The sequence below is a fragment of the Bradyrhizobium sp. AUGA SZCCT0283 genome, assembly GCF_018130385.1.
GTDB lineage: Bacteria > Pseudomonadota > Alphaproteobacteria > Rhizobiales > Xanthobacteraceae > Bradyrhizobium.
The window spans coordinates 108,953-126,888 of sequence record NZ_JAFCLU010000012.1; the positions used below are offsets into that span (position 1 = coordinate 108,953).

The window sequence follows — 17,936 nt, forward strand, 5'->3', positions numbered from 1 at the left end:
CGGCTCGTTCAAACCGCGTCCCTCACCTGCTTCGCGTCCGCCATCGTAAAGAACTCGCCGCCGGACTCGATGCCGAACATCGGCTGACCATCGACCACCCGCTCTTCCCCCATGTCAACCAGATCGTAATAGAGCGCGCGGGTCACTTTCGCCCACAGATCGGCGCGGACGTGAAGGTAGGGCGTCAGCCCGCCATCGGCCGCCATCTCGAATCGCAGGCGGTGTCCGGAATCGCATGGCACCCAATCGTCGACATTGGTACGAAAGCGCAATAGCCGCCCGCGATCAGCAGCCTCTTTTTGCATCTCCACCGCGAGGAAAGGCGCGTCGTCGACTCGAATGCCGACCTTCTCGACCGGGGTCACGAGAAAGTGCTTGCCGTCCTCGCGCTTCAGGATGGTCGAGAACAGGCGCACCAGCGCCGGCCGCCCGATCGGCGTGCCCATGTAGAACCAGGTACCGTCACCGGCGATTCGCATGTCGAGATCGCCGCAGAACGGCGGATTCCACAGATGCACCGGAGGCAGCCCTTCGCCGGCCGGAGTGGCATTGGAGGCTTCGCGCGCCGCGACGGTTAGTCCTTCGAGGCCTTCGCCGCTGGTTTGCCCTTGCTTCGCCATTGTTTGCCCTGAGTCTGAGCGTCTCGATCTGGCACGATTGGTGCACGTCTTTCGATATGTGTTCCTGACGATCTGGTCCGTATTATTGCGGATCAAGTCGCCATATCGTGATGCCGTTCATACCCCGAAATGCCGATAATGTGGGGATAGTTTAATTCAACGAATACATGGCCTTTGCACAGGATTAGCATGAGGTTCGTGGCATGACGACGCAACCAGCGGTGTCATGGAGCGGTCAGACGGTTGAAGGAGAAAGACATGGCGAGTGCAGACGGTGTCGAGAAACTCGAGGATGCGATCGTCCGTTCGGCCGAACAGGTCGCCGGTCAGATTCGCGCCGCAAAGGAGGCAATCTCCACCGTCATCTTCGGCCAGGACCGGGTGATCGAAAACACCCTGGTGACGATCCTGTCCGGCGGTCATGCGCTGTTGATCGGGGTTCCCGGCCTCGCCAAGACCAAGCTCGTCGAAACGCTGGGCATCACGCTCGGACTGGACGCCAAACGCATCCAGTTCACGCCAGACCTGATGCCGTCGGATATTCTGGGCGCCGAAGTGCTCGACGAGAGCAATTCCGGCAAGCGGTCGTTCCGCTTCATCTCCGGACCGGTGTTCGCCCAGCTCCTGATGGCCGACGAAATCAACCGAGCCAGCCCGCGTACGCAATCGGCGCTGCTGCAAGCCATGCAGGAACAGCACATCACCGTTGCAGGCGCGCGGCATGATCTCCCAAAACCGTTCCACGTGCTCGCCACGCAAAACCCGCTGGAGCAGGAAGGCACCTATCCGCTCCCAGAAGCGCAGCTCGACCGCTTCCTGATGGAGATCGACGTCGATTATCCCGACCGCGACGCCGAACGCCGCATCCTGTTTGAAACGACAGGCGCGGACGAGACGCTCGCCAAGGCCTCGATGGACGCGGAAATCCTGATCGCGGCGCAGCGGCTGGTGCGGCGGCTGCCGGTCGGCGACAGCGTGGTCGAGGCGATCCTGTCGCTGGTGCGCGCCGCGCGGCCCGACCCGGACGGTGGCGACAAGCTGATCGCCTGGGGACCGGGCCCGCGCGCCAGCCAGTCGCTGATGCTGGCGGTCCGCGCCCGCGCGCTGCTCGACGGCCGCCTCGCACCCTCGATCGACGACGTGCTCGATCTGGCCGAACCCATTCTCAAGCACCGCATGGCGCTCACTTTCTCGGCGCGCGCGGAAGGCCGCACCATTCCCGACGTAATCAGGCAATTGAAGACGCGGATCGGTTGATGGCCGCAGAGACCAGCCACGAGACCAGGGAGATTCTAGCAATACGACGCGCCGATGGCGAAAGCCGAACGCTCGCCGCATCGCTGCCCCGTCTCGTGCTCGAAGCGCGCCGTATCGCCGCCAATGTCATCCATGGCCTGCATGGCAGGCGCCGCGCCGGCGCTGGCGAGAGCTTTTGGCAGTATCGCCGCTTCGTCTCCGGCGAGCCGTCGCAGAATGTCGACTGGCGGCGCTCGGCGCGCGACGATCATCTCTATGTCCGCGAGCAGGAGTGGGAGGCCGCCCATACCGTGTGGCTGTGGCCCGACCGTTCGTTGTCGATGGCATTTGCTTCCAAGGGTGCGCGCGACAGCAAGCTGGAGCGCGGGCTGATCGTTACGTTTGCACTCGCCGAACTCTTGGTTTCGGGCGGCGAACGCGTCGGCATTCCCGGCCTGATGAACCCGACCGCAAGCCGCAACGTGATCGACAAGATGGCGCAGGCGATGCTGCACGACGATGCGGTGCGCGCGAGCCTGCCGCCGTCCTTTGTGCCGTCGGCGCTGGCCGAAATTGTCGTGCTGTCGGATTTTTGGTCGCCGATGAGCGAGATCAGGACGATGCTCGCAGGGCTTTCGGCCTCCGGCGCCCACGGCGCCCTGATCCAGGTCGTCGATCCCGCCGAAGAAACCTTTCCCTATGCCGGCCGGGTCGAATTCGTCGAGCCGGAAGGATTCGGCGTCATCACCGCCGGCCGCGCCGAGAGCTGGGCCAGCGACTATGTCGCGCGCGTCGCACTGCATCGCGACGAGATCCGCAGCGAGACCAACAAGCTCGATTGGTTATTCTCGACCCACACCACCAGCCGTTCCGCCGCCGAACTCCTGCTGTTCCTGCATTCGGGCATGATGGTAGCCAAGGGAACCGCGCGCGGCTCAACCGTCAAGGCGGGGCGTAGCGCATGATCGCGGGGCTCCCCCTCACCTTTGCGCAACCGCTGCTTCTGCTGGGCCTGTTGAGCCTGCCGGTGCTGTGGTGGCTGTTGCGCGTCATGCCGCCGCGGCCGAGGCGGATCGAGTTTCCGCCGACGCGGCTCTTGTTCGACATCAAGCCGAAGGAAGAAACCCCGTCGCGGACCCCGTGGTGGCTGACGGCGCTGCGCCTCGCCGCCGCCGCACTGGTCATCCTTGCCGCCGCAGGCCCGATCTGGAATCCGCAGACCGGGGTCGGCGGCAGCAACGCGCCATTGGTAATTCTGCTCGACGACGGCTGGAGCGCGGCTGCAAGCTGGGACACGCGGGTCAAGGCCGCGGACGAGCTGATCGCCAACGCCGATAATGACCGCCGCGGCGTTGCACTGGTTCCGCTCTCCGAGACCGCGCGCGACATCACACTGATGCCGGCCGGCACCGCGCGGGTCGCGCTGCGTCAGATTGCACCAAAACCCTATTCGGTCGACCGCGTCGACACGCTCGGCTCGCTCGAGCGTTTCCTGAAGAGCACCGGCGATGCCGAGATCGCATGGCTGTCCGACGGCGTCGACACCGGGCGCGGCGCCGAATTTGTTGAAAATCTCGGCAAGACCATCGGCGACCGCAAGCTGACAGTGTTCGAGGGCGGCGCGGCCCCGGCGCAGGCGCTGGTCGCCGCCGAAAACGCCGCGGCGAAGATGACGGTCAAGGTGCTGCGCACCACCGGCGGCGTCGCAGCCGGCGTGGTTCGCGCGATCGACGCCAAGGGCTCGCCGATCGGCGAGGCGCGCTATGCATTTGGCATGCAGGATCGCGAGAGCGAAGCGGCGTTCGATCTGCCCGTCGAACTGCGCAACGACATCTCGCGGCTGGAAATATCGGGCGAACGATCAGCCGGCGCGGTGCAACTGCTCGACAAGCGATGGCGGCGGCGCGCCGTCGGCGTCGTCACCGGCGCAACCAGCGATACCGCCCAGCCGCTATTGGCATCGACCTTCTACCTCACCCGCGCATTGTCGCCATTCGCAGACGTGCGGCTGGGCGATCGCGGCGCGCCGCAACAGGTGATCGCGCAATTCCTCGATCAGCGGCTGCCGATGATCGTGCTCGCCGATGTCGGCACACTGTCGCCGGAAATCCGCGAGCGGCTGAACGCTTGGATCGATCAGGGCGGCGTGCTGGTACGTTTCGCAGGTCCCCGTCTGGCGCAGGCCGATGACGATTTGGTGCCGGTGAAACTGCGACGCGGCGGTCGCATCCTCGGCGGCAGCCTGACCTGGGAAAAGCCGCAGCATCTGGCTTCCTTCGCCGCCGACGCCCCGTTCGCTGGCCTCACCGTGCCCAAGGACGTCACCGTCAACCGGCAGGTGCTGGCCGAGCCGGATGCGGTGCTCGCAACTAAGACCTGGGCGTCGCTGGAAGACGGCACGCCGCTGGTGACGGGCGAGCATCGCGGCAAGGGCATTGTCAGCCTGTTCCATATCGGCGCCGACTCGCGCTGGTCGGACCTGCCGATGTCCGGCAGCTTCGTCGAGATGCTGCGGCGGATGGTCGATATGTCCGGCTACACCGCAAAGCCCGGTGCGGGCGTTTCAAGCGAGGTGACGAATGTCGAGACCGTGGCGCCGCTGCGCACCCTCGACGGTTTCGGCGCATTTGGACCGCCGCCCTCGACCGCCAAGCCGATGCCGGCGGATTATCGCGACCGCGCCACGGCCGATCATCCGCCGGGCTTCTACGGCTCGGCCGATGGCCCGATCGCGGTCAACACGCTGGCCTCGGCCGATCGCATCGCGCCGCTCGATACATCCGCCTTGCGCGCGCAGCGCGCCAGCTACACCAATGCCGAACCGCGCGATTTGCGCGGCATTCTGCTGTCGTCGTCGCTGGTGCTGTTCCTGATTGACGCGATCGTGGTCGCGATGCTGGGCGCGGGCCTTGCCGCGTTGTGGCGTCGGCGCACGGCGCCTGCCGCCGTTCTGCTGGCCTTGATCCTGTCCGCAACCTCGATCGCGCCTTCGCCGACGCGCGCGCAGGGCAACGACGATTTCGCCATCAAGGCGGTGTCGCAGACGCGCCTTGCCTATGTCGTCACGGGAAATGCCGACGTCGATTCCATCGTCAAGGCCGGCATGGCCGGACTGACGCTGTTCCTCGCGCAGCGCACGGCGCTGGAGGCCGGCGATCCCGTCGGCGTCGATCCCGCGCGCGATGAACTGGCGTTCTTTCCGCTGATCTACTGGCCGGTGGTGCCGGGCGCGCCCAAGCCGCCGCAGGATGCCATCAACCGTATCGACGCTTACATGAAACAGGGCGGCACGGTGCTGTTCGATACCCGCGACGCCATCGAGGCGCCGCCGGGTGAGAACGGCGCGGCGCAGACGCCGGGCATGCGCACCTTGCGCGAAATTCTCTCCTCCCTCGACGTGCCTGAACTGGAACCGGTGCCGCGCGAGCACGTGCTGACCAAGACGTTTTACCTGCTGCGCGATTTCCCCGGCCGCTTCAACTCGGGCCAGACCTGGGTCGAGACCCTGCCGCGCGAGGACGACGACGACGCAGCCTCGCGCCCGGCGCGCGGCGGCGACGGCGTCTCGCCCATCATCATCACTTCGAACGATCTCGCCGGCGCCTGGGCGCACCGCCCGGATGGGCAGCCGATGCTGCCGCTGACGCCGGGCGAGCCGCGCCAGCGCGAATTCGCGTTCCGCTCCGGCGTCAACATCGTGATGTACACCCTGACCGGTAACTACAAGGCCGATCAGGTCCACGCGCCGGCACTGATCGAGCGGTTGGGGCAATAGGCCATGCAATACGGCATCGCGTTCACCCCCCTCGTTCCGACCATCGTGCTGTGGATCGCGCTGGCCGCGATCGTCGCGATCTCGGCGCTGCTGCTGCTCGGGCGGTCGCGCGGGGCTGCCGTGCGCGTCGCGGCGCTGGCGCTGATCCTGCTGGCGCTCGCCAACCCCTCCTTCACCCGCGAGGACCGCGAGCCTCTCTCCTCGGTCGCCGCCGTCGTGATCGACAAGAGCCCGAGCCAGAACTTCGGCACGCGCAACCAGGAGACGGCCAAGGCGCAGGAGGCCCTCGTTGACACGCTGAAGAAGATCAAGGGGCTGGAAGTCCGCGTCGTCGAGGCCGGACAGGCCGACGGCGAAACCGACGGCACCAAACTGTTCGGCGCGCTGTCCTCGGCGCTGTCGGACGTTCCCGTCGACCGCGTCGCTGGCGCGTTCCTGATTACGGATGGCCGGGTGCACGACATTCCCGCCAACGCCGCCGCCCTCGGCTTCCAGGCGCCGGTGCACGCGCTCGTCACCGGGGCTAAGGACGAACGCGACCGCCGTATCGCGATTTCCGCCGCGCCGCGGTTCGGCATCGTCGGACAGCCCCAGACCATCACCTACCGGCTCGATGATCAGGGCGTTAGCGGCCAGCGCGCCAGGATCGTGGTGCGCCGCGACGGCGAGGTGATCAGCGAGCGCACGCTCGTGAGCGGCCAGACCTCCAATGTCGAGGTCGATATCAAGCATGCCGGGTCGAACATCGTCGAGATCGAGGCCTCGCCACTCGAGAATGAGCTGACGCTGGTGAATAACCGCGCCGTGGTCGCGATCGAGGGCGTGCGCGACAAGCTGCGCGTGCTGCTGGTATCCGGCGAGCCGCATTCCGGCGAGCGCACCTGGCGCAACCTGCTGAAATCCGACGCCAGCATCGACCTCGTGCATTTCACGATTCTGCGCCCGCCGGAGAAACAGGACGGCACGCCGATCAACGAATTGTCACTGATCGCGTTTCCGACGCGCGAATTGTTCCAGCAGAAGATCAACGAATTCCAGTTGATCATCTTCGACCGCTACGCCCGCCAGGGCGTGCTGCCGATCGCCTATTTCGACAATATCGCGCGCTATGTCCGCGCCGGCGGCGCGGTGCTGGTGTCGGCCGGCCCCGACTACGCCTCCACCACCAGCATCTGGCGCACGCCGCTGGACACGGTGCTGCCGGCCGAGCCGGTCGGCGTCACTGAAAAACCGTTCTATGCGCACTTAAGCGACGCCGGCAAACGCCATCCGGTGACGCGCGGCCTCGAAGGCTCCGCCAGCGAGCCGCCGCGCTGGAGCCGCTTCTTCCGCACCGTGGATACGCGCAATGCGATCGGCGCGCCGGTGATGACCGGCGCCGACGGCAAGCCGTTGCTGTTGCTGTCGCGCTTCGGCGAAGGCCGGGTCGCGCTGCTGCTGTCGGACCACATTTGGCTATGGGCGCGCGGCTATGAGGGCGGTGGACCACATCTGGATCTGCTGCGGCGGACCTCGCACTGGCTGATGAAGCAGCCCGAGCTCGATGAGGAAGCATTGCGCCTGCAGATCCAGGGCAAGGATCTCGTGGTGCTGCGCCAGACCATGGCCGACAACGTGCCGCCGGTAACAGTGACGTCACCGAGTGGCGCCACGAAAGAACTCACGCTGACCGCAAGCGAGCCCGGCACCTGGCGCTCCACCCTTCCCGCCAACGAACTCGGGCTGTGGCAGGCAACCGACGGCGCGCTGAAAGCCCTGATCAATGTCGGGCCGACCAACCCGAAGGAATTTTCGGAAGTCACGTCCACTACCGAGATGCTGAAGCCGCTGGCGCAGGCGACCGGTGGCGATGCACGCCGCGTGGCCGATGGCGGCAGCATCGATCTTCCGCGCGTGGTCCCGGTGCGTGCCTCCGGCATCTTCCACGGCGACGGCTGGATGGGCGTGAAGATGCGCGACGCCAGCGTCGTCAAGGGCGTCGGCGTGCTGCCGATGTTCGCGGGGCTTGTCGGGCTCTTGCTGCTGCTCGGCGCGTTCGCGGCGACCTGGGTGCGCGAGGGGCGCTGAGCGCTAGCCTCGCAAGCCCGATCGTTGCATCAATCACACAACGCTCGCCGTTTCAGTGATGCCCACCTGCACTGCGGTTGACTTCGCGCTTCCCTTCCGATGTTATAATATAACATTGGGACGACCCGGATGAACTGGTTCCGAAAACACGTGAAAACCGGCTCGCGGCTGGCGCTGTTTGCGCTCGCGATCCAGTTTGCGCTGTCGTTCGGGCACTTCCATGGGGCGGCAGCGCAGACGGTTCGGCTCGGCCTGACGGATGGCGATCTCGCCATTGCCGCCACGCTCGCCACGCCGGGGGCGCACTCCGAAGCCGCACAGCTGCCGTCCAACCACGATACCGATCAGCAAACCTCCGACTGCGCGATCTGCGCCGTCCTCTCGCTGGCGAACAATTTCCTGTTCGCCACGCCGCCGCTACTGGAGCTGCCGCAGGCGGTCGAGCTGCTGCACCTGACCGCCGGCGCCGAGTTCACGCATCTCGGCTCGCTGCATCCCGCGTTCCAGTCCCGCGCGCCTCCCGTCTCCTGACCTCGATTGATTGATGCACTCCCGAGGGATTGCCGCCTAGCGCGGTTTCCCGAGGGAAAATCGGAATCGATCCGTCGCACATCGACGGAATCAGGATCGGGACAATGACATCAAAGAAGAAACGAGCGTTCCATTTCGGTGGAGCAAGCTGGCTGTTGCTGTGCGCGATGGCGGACGGCGCGATGGCGCAGGATGCGGCAGCGCCATCCGCCTCGACACAACTGCCTGAAATCACCGTGACGGCGCCGAGCCCGATCGTGCGGCGCAAACCCGCGCCGTCGCGAACGCCGGCGCGCGTCGCCCGCACCGCGCCCGGCCAAAACCGGCAACCGGCGGCAGAGCCGCAGGCCGCACCGGTCGCCGCCGCGCCCCAACAGGGCGTGCTGCCCGTCGTCACTGATCAGTTCGCGACCGTCACGGTCGTGCCGAACGAGGAAATCCGCCGTTCCGGCGGCGCGACGCTCGGCGATCTCCTGTTTTCAAAACCCGGCATCACCGGCTCCAGCTTCGCGCCGGGCGCCTCCAGCCGGCCGATCATCCGGGGACTCGATGTCAACAGGGTAGGCATCGTCGAGAACGGCACCGGCGGCGGCGGCGTATCCGATCTCGGTGAGGATCATTTTGTGCCGATCGATCCGCTCGCCACCAACCAGGTCGAGGTCGTGCGCGGGCCCGCAGCCTTGCGCTACGGCTCGACCTCGATCGGCGGCGTCGTCAGCGCCACCAACAACCGCATTCCGGAGGCCTTGCCCTCCTGCCCGGCCGCGCCGTTCCAGAGCTACGGGCTGCCAGCGAAAGCGCCGCTGGCGGATGCGCAATCCGCATCATGCGCGACCGTCGAGACGCGCACCGCCGTCAGCTCGGTCGATCGCGGCGTCGAAGGCGGTATCCTGCTCGATGCAGGCGGCGGCAATTTTGCCGTCCACGCCGACGCCTACGGCCGCAAGGCCGGCGACTACAGCATTCCAGGCTATCCCTATTTGTTCGACCAGACGCGGCCCGTGAACGGAAAGCAACCGAACTCGGCCGCGCAAGCCGATGGCGCTTCGGTCGGCGGCTCCTACATCTTCCATGGCGGCTTCATCGGCGCCGCGATCACGCAGAACGATTCGCTCTACCGCATCCCCGGCATCGACGGCGCCGATCACCAGACCCGTATCGACGCGCACCAGACCAAGTTTTCGGCCAAGGGCGAATACCGGCCGGACGCGGCGGCGATCGATGCCGTCAGGTTCTGGGCCAGCGCGACCGACTACAAGCACAACGAAATCGGCCTCGCCGATCCCGCCGATCTCTCGTCAACAGGCGTGCGCCAGACCTTCACCAACAAGGAACAGGAAGGCCGCGTCGAGCTGCAGATGGCGCCGTTCAACGCACGCTTTGCCGCCGTCACGACCGCGTTCGGCCTGCAGGCAAGCCACCAGCAACTGACGGCGCCAAGTCCGGACGATCCCGGCAGTCCGCTCAACGGATTGTGGGATCCGAACAAAAACACCAAGGTCGCGGGCTATGCCTTCAACGAACTCAAGTTCAGCGAGACCACCAAGGCGCAGATCGCCGGCCGCATCGAGCATGTCAGCCTCAGCGGGACGACGCCGTCGTTCATTCCTGATCTGTTCGACCTCAACGCCAATCCCGGCGATATCGGTCCGCCGATCGCACGCAGCCTGAACTTCACGCCGAAGAGCGCGAGCATCGGCCTGATCCAGAATTTGCCGGGCCAGCTGGTTGCCAGCATCACCGCTCAATATGTCGAGCGCGCGCCGAAGCCTGCGGAATTGTTCTCGCGCGGCGCGCACGACGCCACCGGCACGTTCGATATCGGCAATCCCAACCTGGGTCTCGAAACCGCCAAGACAATCGAGATCGGCTTGCGACGGGCGACCGGGCCTTTCAGGTTCGAAGCGACGGCCTACTACACCAAGTTCAACGGCTTCATTTACCGTCGCCTCACCGGCAACACCTGCGAGGATGTCGCCTGTGTCGGGCCCGCCGATCCGGCTGCTCCGCTCGAGTTGAATCAGGCGATCTATTCGCAGCGTGACGCCACCTTCCGCGGCGGCGAGTTCCAGAGCCAGTTGGACATCGGCCCGCTCAACGGCGGCATCTGGGGCATCGAGAACCAGTTCGACGTGGTGCGCGCGACCTTCAGCGACGGCACCAATGTCCCGCGTATCCCGCCGGTGCGCGTGGGTGGCGGCCTGTTCTGGCGCGATGCCAACTGGCTGACGCGGATCAACCTGCTGCATGCCTTCGCGCAGAACGACATCGCCCCGATCGGCGAGACACAGACCGCGGGCTATAATCTGTTGAAGGCGGAGGTCAGCTACAGGACGAAGCTCGATCCATCCTGGTTCGGCGCGCGGGAAATGACGGTCGGTCTCGTCGGCAACAACCTGCTGAACGAGAACATCCGCAATTCGGTGTCCTACACCAAGGACCAGGTTCTCATGCCGGGCATCGGCGTGCGCGCGTTTGCCAATCTGAAGTTCTAGAGCAGGTGCTGACGGGTGGCGTTAGCTGGTGGTACCAGCTAACGTCGGCATGGATGATGTTGGATACCCGATATCGCACCGTTCAGGATATGCCTTGCCCGACGCGAGCTGACGAACACGGATAGATGGCCTCGCCGATCAACATTCCCGTCTACAGCGATGCCCTCGTCCTGCTCGGCACCGCGGGCATCGTCATTCCGTTGGTGCGCCGGTTCGGCTTCAATCCCGTCCTCGGCTATCTCGTAGCGGGCGCGATCCTCGGTCCCCTGGGACTCGGCTCGTTTATCGGCCAATTCCCGTTCCTGTACTGGTTCATCGTGGTTGACGCCAAGAACGTCGCCGGTATCGCAGAACTCGGCATCGTGTTCCTGCTGTTCCTGATCGGCTTGGAACTGTCCTATGAGCGGTTGAAGACGATGCGCCGCCTGGTTTTCGGACTGGGCAGCCTGCAGATCGTGTTCTCCACAGCCGCAATCGGCGCCGCCGTGATCCTTGCGGGCGGCAAGCCGCCGGTGCCGCTCATCGTCGGTGCCTGCCTGGCGCTGTCGTCGACCGCCATCGTCGTCGAAGTGCTTTCCAGGCAGGGACGGCTGAACACGACCGCTGGCCGCGCCAGTTTCGCGATCCTGCTGGCGCAGGACCTGGCGGTGGTGCCGCTCCTGCTGTTCATCTCGATTTTCGGCACCGGCGAATCCGGTTCGGTTGTTGGCACACTCCTGCTGGCGCTCGCTAACGCCGCTATCGCGCTCGGCGTGATCGTCGTCGTCGGCCGCGTGGTGATGCGGCCGCTGTTCCGTCTGGTCGCATCCGTGGGCATGAGCGACCTGTTCGTGGCCACCACGCTGTTCGTGATCGTCGCAGCCGGGGTGGCCGCCGCCGCGGCCGGCTTCTCGATGGCGCTTGGCGCCTTCATAGCCGGCCTGCTGCTCGCCGAGACCGAATTCCGCAAGGCGATCGAGACCGCCATCGATCCTTTCAAGGGACTCCTGCTGGGCCTGTTCTTTTTTACGGTCGGCATGAACATCGACTTCCGCGAGCTTGCCCGCGATCCCGTTTGGCTGCTTGGAAGCGCCGTCGGACTCGTTGCCGTAAAATCCATCATCCTCATCGCCCTCACCCGGCTGTTTCGCCTTTCCTGGCGAGCGTCCATCGAAACGGGCCTCCTGCTCGGCCCGGGCGGCGAGTTCGCCTTCGTCGGCATCGGCATGGCGACAACGCTCGGTCTGATCGATGCCAAGGTGTCGAGCTTCACGGTCGCGCTGACGTCGCTGACCATGCTGCTCATTCCTGCGCTTTCCCATGTGGCGCGGCGGCTCGCGCCAATGATGCACGAAGACAGGCAACTCGACCCCGAGCTGACCGTTGCACCGAGCGGAGGCACCAACCATGCCATTGTCATCGGACATGGCCGGGTGGGACAGGTCGTCTGCTCTATGCTCGATCGGCACAAATTCCAGTACATTGCCGTCGATAATGACGCTGCGGCCGTTCCGGAGCAGCGAAGGCAGGGCCGCACCGTTTATTATGGTGATGCGACAAATCCGGAGTTTTTGAAGAGCTGCGGCCTCATGGACGCGGCGGCGGTCATCGTCACCATCAGCGAAGCCAAGGGCATCGACGAAATTGTCGCGCAGGTCCGCGCGCTCAGGCAAGACATGCTGATAGTGTCGCGCGCCCGCGACGCGGAGCATGCGCGGCATCTTTATCAGATCGGCGTTACCGACGCGGTGCCCGAGACCATCGAAGCAAGCCTGTTGTTGTCCGAAGCGGCCCTGATCGGCCTCGGCGTGGCAATGGGACTGGTCGTCGCGTCCATCCACGAAAAGCGCGAGGAATTCCGGCACGAGTTGCAGCAGGCCGCGGGAGGTACCCGGCCTGTGGGAGAGACGACTGGCGTCAAAAGGAAACGCTGACCTGAGAACGACGCCGGGCGGCTCGGCCGTCCCGGCCGACGCGCTACGCTACCGCGCCTTGCTCCAGTCCGGCCGGATATCGCCGGAGACGCCGTCGAAGGCGCCCTCGACCAATTCGGCCACCAGCAAACGGCTGTAGTCGACGGGACCCGGCATGATCGCCCGTCCCTTCGGAATGACCTTGAAGCCGACGCGGCTGTAATAGGACTCGTCGCCGACCAGAATGACCAGGCGATGGCCCTTGGCCTTGGCATCCTGCAGCGAGCGGTCGAGCAGCATGCGACCAACGCCGCGCTTTCGGAACGGCGGCTCGACCGTCAACGGCCCGAGCATCAGGGCCGGCCTGTCGCCGATACAAATCGGCAACTGGCGCACGGAGCCGACCAGCAATGTGCCGATCCGCGCCGTGAACGAGAGGTCGAGCAGGTGATCGACATGCTCGCGCAGGCGGTAGGCGCTCAGCACGAAACGGCCGGGACCGAACGTGCGCTCGTGCAGGCGTTCGATCGCCTGCGCGTCCTTTGGTGTTTCGGGCAGGATGGTGACGTCAAGTTCGCTCATGATGGGGCGCGGGATAGCATCTGCCGGCGGCGCGGTCCATCGCCGGAGACGGCAATCCCCGTATTGCCTTAATCCCTTTTGATGGCCGGCTGGGACAGATAGGCCAACAGCTTCATCTCGCGGCGGCCACGCGTCACCGTATCCAGCACCAGCCCCGAGGATACCGACAGCACCGCCACGATCATCAGGCCCATCGACAGTACCGCGGTCGGTAGCCGCGGCACGAGGCCTTCCTCGAGATAGGTGATGATCACGGGGATCGCGAGGCCGATCGAGACCAGCATCAGGAACACGCCGATGACCATGAAGAATCGCAGCGGCTTTTCCGACCGATACAGCTTCAGGATGGTGCCGAGAATCCGGAAACCGTCGCGCCAGGTGTTGAGCTTGCTGAACGATCCCTCGGGGCGGGCATAATAAGGGGTCTCGATTTCCACCACCGGCAGCGCCAGTTCGAGCGCATGCACACTGAGCTCGGTTTCGATCTCGAAACCGTCCGACAGCACCGGAAAGGATTTGACGAAGCGGCGCGAGAACACGCGGTAGCCAGAAAGGATATCCTTGAACGCTTGGCCGAACACCGCGGACAGGAAGCTCGTCAGCATCCAGTTGCCGGTGCGATGGCCGGGCCGGTAGGCGGCGACCGACTGGTCGACGCGAAAGCCCACCACCATGTCGAGATGATCGTTGACCAGCGCATCGATCATGCGCGGGGCGCTCGGCGCGTCATAGGTCGCGTCGCCGTCGACCAGCACATAGACGTCGGCATCGATATCGGCGAACATGCGCCGCACCACGTGTCCCTTGCCCTGCCGACGCTCGCTGCGCACGATGGCGCCGGCCGCGCCCGCCACCGCGACGGTACCGTCCCTGGAATTATTATCATAGACGAAAATCTCGGCCGTCGGCAGCGCCTTGCGGAAGTCGGAGACCACGGTGGCGACCGCTGCTTCCTCATTGAAGCACGGCACCAGAACCGCAACCCGCAGCGCTGGTATGGTCATCGCACGCTCACCGAATTAAGTCCGTCCATGGCGCGTCATACCGCAATCAGGCGTTGGCCGGTTGAGGGAAGGCCGCACGGTCCGCGGCCCATTCGCCGCGCAGATCGAGCGTTGCGAACAGCAAAGTCCAGAGCGAGAGCATGTCGATCGGAATGATATAATATGGCGTAAATATCGGATGGGTCATGAAGAAAATCAGGTTTACCGCGAGGTTCACGGCGACCAGAAGGGCGACCTGCCGCGCGCGGCCCCGATCGAAGCGCCAGAGCCAGGCGGTCCAGGCGACCGATATCGCCAGCAAGGTGAATTGAACGTCAACGAGATAGCTCCAGAGTACGGCCGGATTCAGCTCGGGCGGTGTGACGTCGACGCTGCCATAGGTGGTCGAGAACGGACCACCCGCATTGATCGCATTCGCGATCAATGTCGGCGCGATCCCGATAAGGAAGGCGATAGCGAATGACGCCCCCTGCAGGAAAGTCTCCTTGCTGCGCGCCAGCAGGAACGCGCCGGCAAGATACAGGCAATAGCCCGCGGCCAGAAACAGGTTCGGCAGACGGAAATTGACGGATAGGCCGATCAGCAAACCCATCAGCGCGATAACCAGCAGCCGTTGCCGCGGATGTCCTGCGAAGGACTTCACGGTGAGAAAGCCTGCGGCCGCGCAGACCATCATGGTCGGCGGCACCGAATAGCTCGCCTTGCTCGGGTTGATCATCAAGTAAAGCGCAGCAAGCCCGAATACCGCAGCCAGCGCGAGCGAAGCCGGGTCGCGTGCGCGGAACAAGGCAAGCAGCGCGAAGGCGAGGATCGTCAGGTTAGCCAGCACATAGAGCGGGATCACCTGAAACCCCTCGCGAAACAGCGCCAGCGCAAATCCGGTGCCCGGCGGGTATTGCATGACATATTTGTCGGCCGCCGGAATCAATGTGTGGCAGGGGATGCGCTTCACATTGTTCCATTCCGCATAGCCGATCGCCTTCAGCTTGTTCTTGAGATAGTCGTCGTCGTCGAAAACGATGTTGGTATCGATGCCGCCAAGGCCATATTTCTGGAACAGATGCGCCTGCCGCAGATAGCAGACGTCGTCATAGACGCCGCGGCTTTCGCTCCAGCGCGACATCGTCCAGACATTGCTCGCCAGCACCGCGAGCAGGCCGAAGCCGCAGAGGAGCCTGAAAATTTTTATCCTGCCCATGCCGAACCCTGTTTGTCCGCTTCTAGGCGCTGCAAAGCCGCGGGGCAACCGCGCCACGCGTCAGCGCCACGTCGCGATCGGCGCTGCTCCGTCCAGCACTTCCGCGATCCGCAGCCGTGTGCCCAGGGTCGTCTCCGCCGGCAGTGCGCCGGCATCATAGAACCCGCACTCGACGATCTCGTGGTTGGGCTTCGGCAGGCGGTCCTGCCGGAACTGCCTGACGACATAGACCGCGATATGGTCGCGGCGGGACACGTGGCCGTTGAGGAACAGGCCGTGCAGGACCGGCTCCCCGGTCAGTTCAATCCGCCCCTCTTCCACCAGTTCCCGCCGCAAGGCTTCGAGAAAGGTTTCGCCGACCTCGACCCCGCCGCCCGGCAGGTGCCAGCCGGCGACATAGCTGTGCCTGACCAGGAACACCTTGTCGTCACCATCGAGCACGACGCCACGAACCCCCAGCGTCATGCCGCGGGCCATCCGCCAATAGAGGTGGAAGGCCCGCCGCAATTGCGGTTCGAGGCGTTTTCGCAAGTGCTGCAGCGCCGTCACGCAAACCTCGGATGGACAGCTATCACGTTTGATCCTTATATCGCCGCTATGATCGTGCGACGGCTCTATATCACGGAGAATGCGGCGGAGCGCGAATGACCGATACTTTCACGTTGGCGCATCTGTCCGATCCGCATCTGCCGCCATTGCCCGAGGCGCGGCTTCGGGATCTCGCGGGCAAGCGTGCGCTGGGCTATCTCAACTGGACTCGCAACCGCCACAAATATCACCGCCGCGAGGTGTTGGACGCGCTGGTCGCCGACATGCAGGCGCAGCGGCCGGACCATATCGCGGTGACCGGCGATCTCGTCAACCTGGCGCTGGAGGCGGAATTCACCCCGGCGCAGGCCTGGCTCGAAAGCGTCGGCACGCCGCAACGGGTCACGGTCGTTCCCGGCAATCACGACGCCTATGTGCGGGCGACGCGGCATCGTTTCGCCGGCGCGTTCGAGAAATATCTGCGCGGCGATGCCGCGGCGGACGGCACGACGTTTCCGTTCGTGCGCCGGCGCGGGCCGCTGGCGCTGATCGGGGTGTCCTCGGCGGTGCCCACGCTGCCGCTGATGGCCACCGGCCGGCTTGGCCGCGCGCAACTTGATGCGCTGGACCGCGATCTGGCGCAGATGTCCGCCGATGACGCCTTCCGGGTGCTGCTGGTGCATCATCCCCTGCATTCGCATTCGCGGATGAAGCGGCTCACCGATTCGAAGGCGCTCCGCGCCGTGCTGAAGCGGCGCGGTGTGGAACTGGTCCTGCACGGCCACGACCACATCCATTCGACGATGTGGCTCGAAGGCGCCGACCGCCAGATCCCCGCGGTCGGCGTACCGTCGGCCTCGGCGCTGGCGCACCGGCACTATCCGGCCGCGGCGTACAATCTGTTTTCGATCGCGCGCGAGGGCGAAAAATGGCGCTGCGTGCAGACCGTGCGCGCCATCGACGCCGACTTCCGCGTCAAGGAGATTAAGCAGGCGACGCTGCTCTAGAAGTTTTTCAGACTCGCATACAGCGCCAATCCGAACAGCGCCACCGCGCCCAGCACGAAGCCGAGCACGAACATGCCGAAGCCGCGGCGGCGAGGCTTTTTTTCCACGGCCGGCTCGTCCACGGGCGTTGCCACCATCGCATGTTCCCGCTCGATCATGCGGCGCGCGACATAGCCGGTGACGGCATCGACGATGACCGGCACGTCATGCGACTCGGCGATCACGATGCGGCCGAAGCGGGTATCCTGCACGAAGCGATAGATGCGCTTGTCGCGCCCCATCACCACATGCGCCACCACGTCGATCCACAGCCGCGGCGTCTCGCCCTCGCTGACGCCGCGATCGAACAGATCGACCTGCTCGGGCACCTCGGCAAACAGCGGATCGAGCGCCTCGTTCAGGATCTCGAGCCGCGCGACTTCGGCATCGCGCAGTTCGACCACGACGCCGGTGCGGTCGGCGGCCTCGATGCGGGCCTGGCGGAGCGCGTCGCGCAGCCGCGTCGGTCGCATGTCGCGGGCCTCGTTGCCGGTGTTTTGCGCTTCTGCCATCGGTAGCCGCCTTTATCCTGAGAGGGTGGGCCCGGTTAACCTAGCAGTAACTACCTTGCGCGCAATGGCTGTTTGTTTGCAATAGCTTAGCGGTCCACCGGGTTTCGAGTCGGCGGCGAGGTCCCTCACCCCGGCCCGCTCCACGCCGCTTTGAGAACGCAAACGGCCCCACCCGGATTTCCGGATGGGGCCGCCTGTCCTTGGCGTTTCCCTAGATTTTTATCGGCAGGCGTCAGGCCGAGACGCGGGAGGGCTCTTCGACGATCGAAAAGCGCACGCCGGCCTTGTGGCGGTTCTCTTCCGAGACCGCGCGCCAGGCATCCTCGGCCTCTTTGCGGGTCTTGAAGGGTCCCTGTACCTGGGCCGAGCCTTCCACGAGCTTGTGGAAGTTCATCGATCCGAACTCGCCGCCAATCACCCAGAAATTGCTCTTCGTCATGACTAGTCTCC

The 17,936-nt window shown here is 65.1% G+C and carries 15 protein-coding genes; 8 read left to right on the forward strand and 7 right to left on the reverse strand.

The window, feature by feature from the left end; genetic code table 11:
• Nucleotides 1–8: 8 nt before the first annotated feature.
• Nucleotides 9–620 carry a DUF1285 domain-containing protein gene (locus JQ624_RS18295; protein WP_212420301.1) on the reverse strand — a complete coding sequence of 204 codons (612 nt, stop codon included), beginning with the start codon at nucleotides 618–620 and terminating at the stop codon, nucleotides 9–11.
• Between the two features lie 258 nt (nucleotides 621–878).
• Here JQ624_RS18295 and JQ624_RS18300 point away from each other — a divergent pair, with 258 nt between their 5' ends.
• From JQ624_RS18300 to JQ624_RS18330, 7 genes are all read left to right on the forward strand, one after another.
• Complete coding sequence (locus tag JQ624_RS18300) at nucleotides 879–1,877, forward strand: MoxR family ATPase (protein ID WP_212420302.1); 999 nt, start codon at nucleotides 879–881, stop codon at nucleotides 1,875–1,877.
• Nucleotides 1,877–2,821, forward strand: coding sequence for a DUF58 domain-containing protein (locus JQ624_RS18305; protein ID WP_212420303.1), 945 nt, complete (start codon nucleotides 1,877–1,879; stop codon nucleotides 2,819–2,821). The genes JQ624_RS18300 and JQ624_RS18305 overlap by 1 nt, the downstream gene beginning before the upstream one ends.
• Nucleotides 2,821–5,631 (forward strand): DUF4159 domain-containing protein, encoded by a 2,811-nt coding sequence (locus JQ624_RS18310; RefSeq protein ID WP_212420414.1) that lies wholly within the window; start codon nucleotides 2,821–2,823, stop codon nucleotides 5,629–5,631. The genes JQ624_RS18305 and JQ624_RS18310 overlap by 1 nt, the downstream gene beginning before the upstream one ends.
• Before the next feature lie 3 nt (nucleotides 5,632–5,634).
• The gene (locus JQ624_RS18315; protein ID WP_212420304.1) at nucleotides 5,635–7,698 is read left to right on the forward strand and encodes a hypothetical protein; all 2,064 of its coding nucleotides are present in this window, start codon (nucleotides 5,635–5,637) and stop codon (nucleotides 7,696–7,698) included.
• 129 nt (nucleotides 7,699–7,827) lie between these two features.
• Nucleotides 7,828–8,229: a DUF2946 family protein gene (locus JQ624_RS18320; RefSeq protein WP_212420305.1), complete on the forward strand. Its 402-nt coding sequence runs from the start codon at nucleotides 7,828–7,830 to the stop codon at nucleotides 8,227–8,229.
• 104 nt (nucleotides 8,230–8,333) lie between these two features.
• Nucleotides 8,334–10,724, forward strand: coding sequence for a TonB-dependent receptor (locus tag JQ624_RS18325; protein WP_212420306.1), 2,391 nt, complete (start codon nucleotides 8,334–8,336; stop codon nucleotides 10,722–10,724).
• Between the two features lie 125 nt (nucleotides 10,725–10,849).
• Complete coding sequence (locus JQ624_RS18330; protein ID WP_212420307.1) at nucleotides 10,850–12,637, forward strand: cation:proton antiporter; 1,788 nt, start codon at nucleotides 10,850–10,852, stop codon at nucleotides 12,635–12,637.
• A 48-nt stretch (nucleotides 12,638–12,685) separates the two neighbouring features.
• Here the strand turns inward: JQ624_RS18330 and JQ624_RS18335 are convergent, their stop codons facing one another.
• The 4 genes from JQ624_RS18335 to JQ624_RS18350 all read right to left on the reverse strand — a co-directional run bounded on the left by JQ624_RS18335 (nucleotide 12,686) and on the right by JQ624_RS18350 (nucleotide 15,949).
• A complete protein-coding gene (locus JQ624_RS18335) occupies nucleotides 12,686–13,198 on the reverse strand; it encodes a GNAT family N-acetyltransferase (RefSeq protein WP_212420308.1) in 513 nt (170 codons plus the stop codon).
• 68 nt (nucleotides 13,199–13,266) lie between these two features.
• Nucleotides 13,267–14,202 (reverse strand): glycosyltransferase family 2 protein, encoded by a 936-nt coding sequence (locus tag JQ624_RS18340; RefSeq protein ID WP_212420309.1) that lies wholly within the window; start codon nucleotides 14,200–14,202, stop codon nucleotides 13,267–13,269.
• Between the two features lie 46 nt (nucleotides 14,203–14,248).
• Nucleotides 14,249–15,400 (reverse strand): hypothetical protein, encoded by a 1,152-nt coding sequence (locus JQ624_RS18345; RefSeq protein ID WP_212420310.1) that lies wholly within the window; start codon nucleotides 15,398–15,400, stop codon nucleotides 14,249–14,251.
• A 60-nt stretch (nucleotides 15,401–15,460) separates the two neighbouring features.
• Nucleotides 15,461–15,949 (reverse strand): NUDIX domain-containing protein, encoded by a 489-nt coding sequence (locus tag JQ624_RS18350; protein ID WP_312014448.1) that lies wholly within the window; start codon nucleotides 15,947–15,949, stop codon nucleotides 15,461–15,463.
• A gap of 95 nt (nucleotides 15,950–16,044) precedes the next feature.
• Between JQ624_RS18350 and JQ624_RS18355 the strand changes: the two genes are divergently transcribed.
• Complete coding sequence (locus JQ624_RS18355; RefSeq protein ID WP_212420311.1) at nucleotides 16,045–16,935, forward strand: metallophosphoesterase; 891 nt, start codon at nucleotides 16,045–16,047, stop codon at nucleotides 16,933–16,935.
• On the opposite strand, the gene JQ624_RS18360 is transcribed toward JQ624_RS18355, so the two are convergent.
• Nucleotides 16,932–17,486 carry a hypothetical protein gene (locus JQ624_RS18360; protein ID WP_212420312.1) on the reverse strand — a complete coding sequence of 185 codons (555 nt, stop codon included), beginning with the start codon at nucleotides 17,484–17,486 and terminating at the stop codon, nucleotides 16,932–16,934. The genes JQ624_RS18355 and JQ624_RS18360 overlap by 4 nt on opposite strands.
• 232 nt (nucleotides 17,487–17,718) lie before the next feature.
• Complete coding sequence (locus JQ624_RS18365) at nucleotides 17,719–17,925, reverse strand: hypothetical protein (protein ID WP_212033207.1); 207 nt, start codon at nucleotides 17,923–17,925, stop codon at nucleotides 17,719–17,721.
• Nucleotides 17,926–17,936 lie beyond the last annotated feature (11 nt).